Annotated in this window: 4 protein-coding genes and 1 pseudogene; 4 read left to right on the top strand and 1 reads right to left on the bottom strand. The window is 76.2% G+C overall.

Annotated elements, in window-relative coordinates; all coding sequences use genetic code 11:
* From AB0J71_RS49565 to AB0J71_RS49550, 4 genes and pseudogenes are all read left to right on the top strand, one after another.
* Positions 1-612 (top strand): annotated as a pseudogene (locus AB0J71_RS49565) (hypothetical protein); the annotation flags it as partial.
* A gap of 54 nt (positions 613-666) precedes the next feature.
* Positions 667-2,046, top strand: a complete 1,380-nt coding sequence (locus AB0J71_RS49560) for an FAD-dependent monooxygenase (protein WP_364421378.1) — start codon at positions 667-669, stop codon at positions 2,044-2,046.
* A 249-nt stretch (positions 2,047-2,295) separates the two neighbouring features.
* Entirely contained in the window at positions 2,296-3,696 is a 1,401-nt protein-coding gene (locus AB0J71_RS49555) for an AMP-binding protein (protein ID WP_352329577.1), read from the top strand.
* On the top strand, positions 3,696-4,667 hold the full coding sequence (locus tag AB0J71_RS49550) for a hypothetical protein (protein ID WP_364421376.1): 972 nt from the start codon (positions 3,696-3,698) through the stop codon (positions 4,665-4,667). Before AB0J71_RS49555 ends, AB0J71_RS49550 begins: the two co-directional genes overlap by 1 nt.
* 58 nt (positions 4,668-4,725) lie before the next feature.
* On the opposite strand, the gene AB0J71_RS49545 is transcribed toward AB0J71_RS49550, so the two are convergent.
* Positions 4,726-6,582, bottom strand: a 1,857-nt coding sequence (locus AB0J71_RS49545; RefSeq protein WP_364421374.1) for a tetratricopeptide repeat protein, incomplete at its 5' end; no start/stop codon positions are given.

The raw sequence follows: 6,582 nt of genomic DNA, 5'->3' as shown, positions 1-6,582 counted from the left end.
CGCCCACGCCGCCTGGCCGCCCGCGACGGCTTCGGCGACGTCGGCGCGCTCGACTTCAGCCCCGGCGGCGGCCTGCTGGCCAGCGGCGGCGCCGACCGCGGCGTTCGGCTCTGGGACGTGCGCCGCCGCGCCCTCGACCAGGTCGCCCACCACGAGGAGCACGCCGACGCGGTGGCCGGAGTGCGCTTCGGCCCGAAGGGCGACGTGCTGGTCAGCACCGGCCACGACCGGACCGCCCGCGTCTGGCGGATCGCCGACCCCGGCCGCGCCCCCCGTCCGGCGGCCCTGCGCGGGCACGGAGACACCGTCCTGATCGCCGGGTTCAGCCCCGACGGCGCCGCTCTGGCCACCACGGACGCCTCCCGCACCACCCTCCTGTGGGACCTGCGCTCCCGCCGGCCGATCGCCGAGCTGTCCCATCGCGACCTCGGGACCGTCCTGTACGCCGACGAGCACACCCTCGTCTCGGCCGCCGGGCGCGACCTGCGGCTGTGGGACCTGCGGCCGGAGTCGGTGGCCGCGCGCGTCTGCGAGGCCGCCGGGATGCCGCTCACCCGGGCCGAGTGGCGGCGCTGGTTCGACGACCTGCCCTACCGTCCGCCCTGCTCGTGACCGTCGGCAGGGCGCTGACAGCGATCCGGCAGCGGCTCCTGGCACGGTCGCCCCATGACGGACAAGACGGACGTGCTCATCGTCGGCGCCGGGCCCACCGGCCTCACCCTCGCCGTGGAGCTGGCCCGGCGCGGGATCGCCCACCGCGTCGTCGAGCGGGCGGCGGCGCCCTCGGCGGGCTCGAAGGGCAAGGGCCTCCAGCCGCGGACGCTGGAGATCTTCGACGACCTCGGGATCGTCGACCGGGTCCTGGCCGGGACGACGCCCTACCCGCCGATCCGGGTCAGGATCGGGCGGCTGCCGGTCTACCAGGGCCGCATGCACCGGCCGGCGGCGGCGAGCGAGCAGGTGCCGTACCCGATGGTGCGGATGCACCCGCAGTGGCGCACCGAGGCGGTGCTGCGGGAGCGGCTGGCCGAGCTGGGCGGCGCGGTCGAGCACGGCGCCGAGCTGACCGGCTTCGAGCAGGACGCGCACGGCGTGACGGCCCGGCTCGGCACCGGCACGACGCTGCGGGCCCGCTACCTGGTCGCCGCCGACGGCGGCAGGAGCACGGTGCGCAAGGCGCTCGGCATCGGGTTCACCGGCGAGACCCGCGAGGAGGAGCGCATGGCCCTCGGGGACGTGCGCGTCGAGGGGCTGGACCGCGAGCACATCCACGCCTGGGTGCGGCCGGGCAGGGGGATGGTCGCGCTCTACCCCATGGCCGGCACCGACGCCTTCCAGTTCATGGCCCCGCTCCGGCCGGGCGCGACGCCGGACCTGACGCTGGCCGGCTTCCAGCGGCTCTTCGCCGAACGCTCGATGCTGCGCGCGGCCCGCCTCACCGAGCTGCTGTGGTCCTCGCTCTACCGGGTCAACATCCGGCTCGCGGACGCCTACCGCGCCGGGCGCGTGCTGCTGGCCGGGGACGCCGCCCACGTGCACTCCCCGGCGGGCGGCCAGGGGCTCAACACCGGCGTCCAGGACGCCTACAACCTGGGCTGGAAGCTCGCCCGCGCGCTGACCGGCGGGCCGGCGTCGCTGCTGGACACCTACGAGGAGGAGCGCCGCCCGGTCGCCGCCCGGGTGCTCGGCCTCAGCACGGACCTGCACGACCGGCGGTCGTACCGGCGGGACGAGGAGACCTATCAGCTCCGGGTCGGCTACCGGGGCGGCTCGCTGGCCCGCGCGGGCGGCGAGCGGGTGCCCGACGGGCCGCTGCGGCTGGCCGACGGCTCCCGGGCGCGCCTGTTCGACCTGCTGCGCGGCCCGCACTTCACGCTGCTGTCCCCGGACCCCGCGCCCCGCGTGCCGGGTGGCCCGCAGGTGCGGGCGTACGCGCCGGCCGAGCCGTACGGCGGGGTGCGGCACACGCTCGTGCGCCCGGACGGCCACGTCGGGATCGCCACGGACTCCGCCGCCGAGCTGGCCCACTACCTGACGCTGGTGTGAGGCCCTTTGTAGTGGACCTGTAGTGGCTCTCTTGCGCCCCCGCACATCCTTGGATCTCAGCGGGCGCCACCCGTGCGCCCCGAGCAACCAGGGAGATCCTCATGGTCAAGACCGCTCGCCGTTACGCCAAGTACGCCGTCAGCGCCCTGTCCACCGCCATTTTCGTGCTGAACGGCTGATCACCCTCGCGTGCACCCCCGGGGGACCGCGTCTCCCGGGGGGCCACCCCCACGAGCGGAAGGACGAGGCGTGTTCGGCACCGCGGTACGCCAGCTCGGTTATGCCTGGTCGATGATGTCGGGCCGCAGGTTCCGCCTGCGGGACGTGAACGCGCTGGCCGACGACATGCGCGTGACCCTGGAGACGTTCGGGTCCCCGGGCGAGGGCGCCGACGACATGCTCGCGGGCAGCGACCCCGAGCTCCAGGAGGACCTGACCCGGCGGCGGCTGCGGCGCACGGTCCGCCACGCGGCCGCCGAGAGCCCCTACTACCGGCGCTGGTTCGAGGCGAACGGCGTGGACCCCGGCTCCATCACGCCCGCGACGCTGTCCACGATCCCGCCCACCACCAAGGCCGACCTGCGCGGCATGCCCGCCGCCTTCGTCTCCGACCGCGCCCGCCCGGTCGTGCTCGCGCACACGACGGGGACGACCGGGACGCCCACCATGGTGTGGTTCTCGGCGTACGAGATCGAGCTGATGTCCTCGATGTCGGCGCTGGCGCTCATGCTCGCCGGCAACCTGCGCTCCGCCGACCTGTGGGCCAACGCGATCAGTTCGCGGTCCATCGCCCAGATCCTCACCGAGCGGGCCGTCACGCGGACCGGGGCCGCGTTCGTGCACCTGGGCGCCGTCGATCCGGCCGTCGCGCTCGACCGGCTGGCCACCCCGATGCACGTGCCCGGCAAACACCCGCAGATCACCCAGCTGAACGTGACCGCCTCCTACCTGGCGGCGCTGGTCCAGGAGGCCGAGCGGGGCGGCTGGCAGGCCGGCGACTTCGGCCTGAGCACGATCTGGTCCGGCGGCGAGGTGCTGACCGACGCGCTGCGCGTGCGCGCGGAGCACACGTTCGGCGCGCAGGTCCGCGACGGCTACTCCATGACCGAGATCGCCCCCGTGGGCGGCCGGGTCTGCGCCGACGGCCACCTGCACCTGCCGGCCGACCAGGGGCTGGTCGAGATCCTGGACCCCGTCACCCTGCGGCCCGCCGAGCCGGGGGCCGTCGGCACGATCGTGGTCACCCCGTACTCCACCTACCGCGACACCACCCTGCTGCTCCGGTACGTCACCGGCGACCTGGTCAGGGTCCTGCGCGCGGACGAGCAGCCGTCGTGCGCGCTGGCCGCGCTGCCCGCGACCTCGCGCGTGCTCGGGCGGGTGTCGCCCGGCGGGCTCACCACGCGCGACGTCCTGGACGTGCTGCAGGCCGAGCACGCGCTGCCGCTGCCCACGCGCTGGTCGCTGGAGGGCTCCCTGCTGTACGTCGTGGCCGGCAAGTCCGACGCGGGCCTGCTCGGCCGCCTGGAGGAGCGGGCGCACGGGCTGCCCCTGGACGGCATCGTCCTGGTCGAGACCGCCGAGGACCTGCCCACCCCCTGCCGGCTCCGCGCCGACCTGCTGGAGCTCAGCTTCGAGCGAGGACTGTGATGACCCCGTACGTGCCGGCGCTGTACGCGCTCGTCGCCCTGACCGTCGCGCTGACCGCCGCCTATCTGGGCCGCTACGTCATGGCCAGGCCGCCGGTGGGCCGGATGGTGGGCGCCGACATTGCGGTCATGGTCGCCGCACTGGTGGTGATGCCGTTCGCGTACCTGCACCTGCCGACCGGCGTCGTGGTGTCGGTCTTCGGGCTGGTGGTGCTGACGCTGGGGCAGCTCACGCTCGCCCCCGTGCTGGGCGGCCGGTGGGCGACGGCGGCGGTGCTGCTGCTGTGCGCCGCCGACGTGGCCGTCTATCTCGCCGGATGGCCGGCCGGGGTTCTGGTGGTCAACGACGTGCTGCTGATGCTGCTCGTCGTCGGCGCGGTGAACCTGTGGGTGCAGGCGGCGGTCACGCCCGGCCAGGTGGCCGCGCTGGCGGTGGCGCTCACCGTCTACGACACGCTGGCCACCGGGCTGTCCTCACTGACCCTCGACTTCGTGCAGCGCATGCAGGGGCTGCCGTTCGCTCCCGTGCTGGCCACCTCCTACGGGGAGGACCCCTCGCTGATCGGCCTCGGGGACTGCCTGATGTTGTCGCTCTGGCCGGCGGTGGCGGTCCGGGCGTACGGGAAGGCGGCGGCGTGGTGGGCGGCGGGGCTGGAGGCGGTGCTGCTGGCGGTCTCCATCGCCGTCGTGCTGGGCGGCGGGCGGCCCATCCCGTTGCTGACCGCGCTCGGCCCGCTGATCTTCGTCCAGTGGCTGTACTGGCGGCGGTGGTCGGCCCGGCGCACGCCCGCGCCGGTCCGGCCCGCGGTGAACCGGGCGCTGGACGTCCCGGCCGGCGCGCCCGAGGGGGTGTGGGCCGCGCTGGACGGCGGCGCGCTCGTCGGCGAGGGCGCCACCCCGGGCCAGGCCCGCCGCGCGGCCCGGCTGGCGGGCGCGACCGGCACCCCGGTCGTCCGGTGGCTCCAGAACTGAGCCGAAGGCCCGCGCCGGCTCCGCCGGTGATCCCTCACGACTCGCCGGGAGCCGGTCGTCACGGCTCGTCGCGGGGGCGGTCCTCCAGGCAGGCGGCGAGCTGGCGGCCTTCCGGGGTGTCGCCGAACAGGGTCAGGGCCTGCCGCCACGCCGCGGCCGCCTCCTCGTGCCGTGCGAGGCGGGCGTGGGCGCGGCCCATCTCCGTGAGCGTGCGGGCCCGCCACACCTGCGGGCCGTCGCGGCCGAGCCGGTCCAGCGCGGCGGCCAGATGCCGCAGCGCCTCGCCCGGGTCGCCCTGGCGCAGCCGGACCACGCCGAGCGCGTGCCCGCTCAGGGCCTCGCCCAGGACGTCGCCGCACTCCACGAACAGCCGCAGGCTCGCCGCCAGTGTCTCGGCCGCCTCCTCGAACCGGCCGAGCGCGCCCAGCGCCTCGCCCAGCCTGCGCAGCACCTTGCTCGTCTCGACCCGGTCGCCGAGGGCCTGGGCGGTCAGCAGGCTCTCGCGGTAGCACGCGACCGCCTCGGCCGTCTCGCCCGCCTGGTAGCAGGCGGTGCCGAGGGCGCGCAGCAGGTTGCCGCGGGTGCCGTGGTCCTCCTCGCCGGTCTCCGCCAGCCGGGCACGGGCGATCTTGACGGCCTGGTCGTACTCGCCGCGTTCGATGTGGATCCAGATCGGCCACGTCCAGGCGTAGGCCAGGCCGGCGGCGTCGTCGTGCGCGGCCAGCAGCTCGATCGCCGCGTACGCGTCGGACAGCGCCTCCTCCAGCCGGCCCGAGCCGTGGCGGTCGGCGGCCCGGCTGATCAGCGCGTACGCGGCCCCGTGCCGGTCGCCGACCCGTTCGAAGGCGGCCAGCAGCTCTCCGCAGGCCGCGTCGGCGGCCGGGAAGCGGCCCCGCTCGATGTCCATGTTGACCAGCAGCAGCCTGGACCGCAGGGCCGTGCGCTCGTCGCCCGCCGCGGTGGCCGCCGCGATCACCGCGTGCTGGACGCGCTCGGCGTCGGCCAGGAATCGTTCCATCGTCAGGTAGCCGGTCAGGTGGTGGGCCAGCTCGGCGGCGGTGGCGACCTGTCCCAGCTCGGCGGCGGTGGTGACGGCGAGCACCAGCGTGCGCCGCTCGGCCGACAACCACGCCGTGCCGGAAGCCGTGCCGGAAGCCGGGCCGGCGGACGCGTCGGGGCCGGGCTGCCCGCGTTCGTAGGGCGGGGACAGCGGGATGGGCAGCCCGCGGGCGGCGGCCCTGGTCCTGCGGAGGCTTTCCAGCGCGAGCCGGGTCAGCGCGGCGCGCCGCTGCCCGGCGGGCTCCTCCGCCTCGGCGCGTTCCCTGGCGTAGACGCGCAGCAGGTCGTGCAGCCGGTAGCGGGGCTGGCCGGCGGCGTCGATCTCGGTGGAGGTGAGCATGCCGCGCGCGACCAGCGTCTCCAGGACGGCGTCGGCCTCCCGCGCGGGCAGGCCGAGCAGGGCGGCGGTGGTCCACTCGGCGACGCTGTCCAGCCCGGCCAGCCCGAGCAGGCGGAAGGCGTGCCTGGCCCACTCCGGCAGCGCCGCGTAGCCGGGCTCGAACGTCGCCCGCACGTCGAGGCCGCCGACGACCAGCTCGTCCAGGTCGTGGCCGGCCAGGCGGGTGGCCAGCTCGCGGACCGGCCAGACCGGGCGGATGGCCAGGCGGGCGCCGGCGACCCTGAGCGCCAGCGGCAGCCGGCCGCAGGAACGCAGGATCTCCTCGGCGGCGTCCGGCGCGGCGCCGATCCGGTCGCGGCCGGCCACGCGTTCGAGCAGCAGCCGGGCGTCCCGCTCGCCGGGGAGGTCGAGCGGGAGCCGGACGGCCCCCTCCAGCGCGGGCAGCGGCGAGCGGGAGGTCACCAGGACCGCGCCGCGCGGCGTGCCCGGCAGCAGGTGGCGGAGCTGCGCCTCGTC

Source organism: Nonomuraea sp. NPDC049637 (assembly GCF_040675235.1).
Classification (GTDB): Bacteria; Actinomycetota; Actinomycetes; order Streptosporangiales; family Streptosporangiaceae; genus Nonomuraea.
This window is presented reverse-complemented; position numbering and strand designations above follow the sequence as displayed.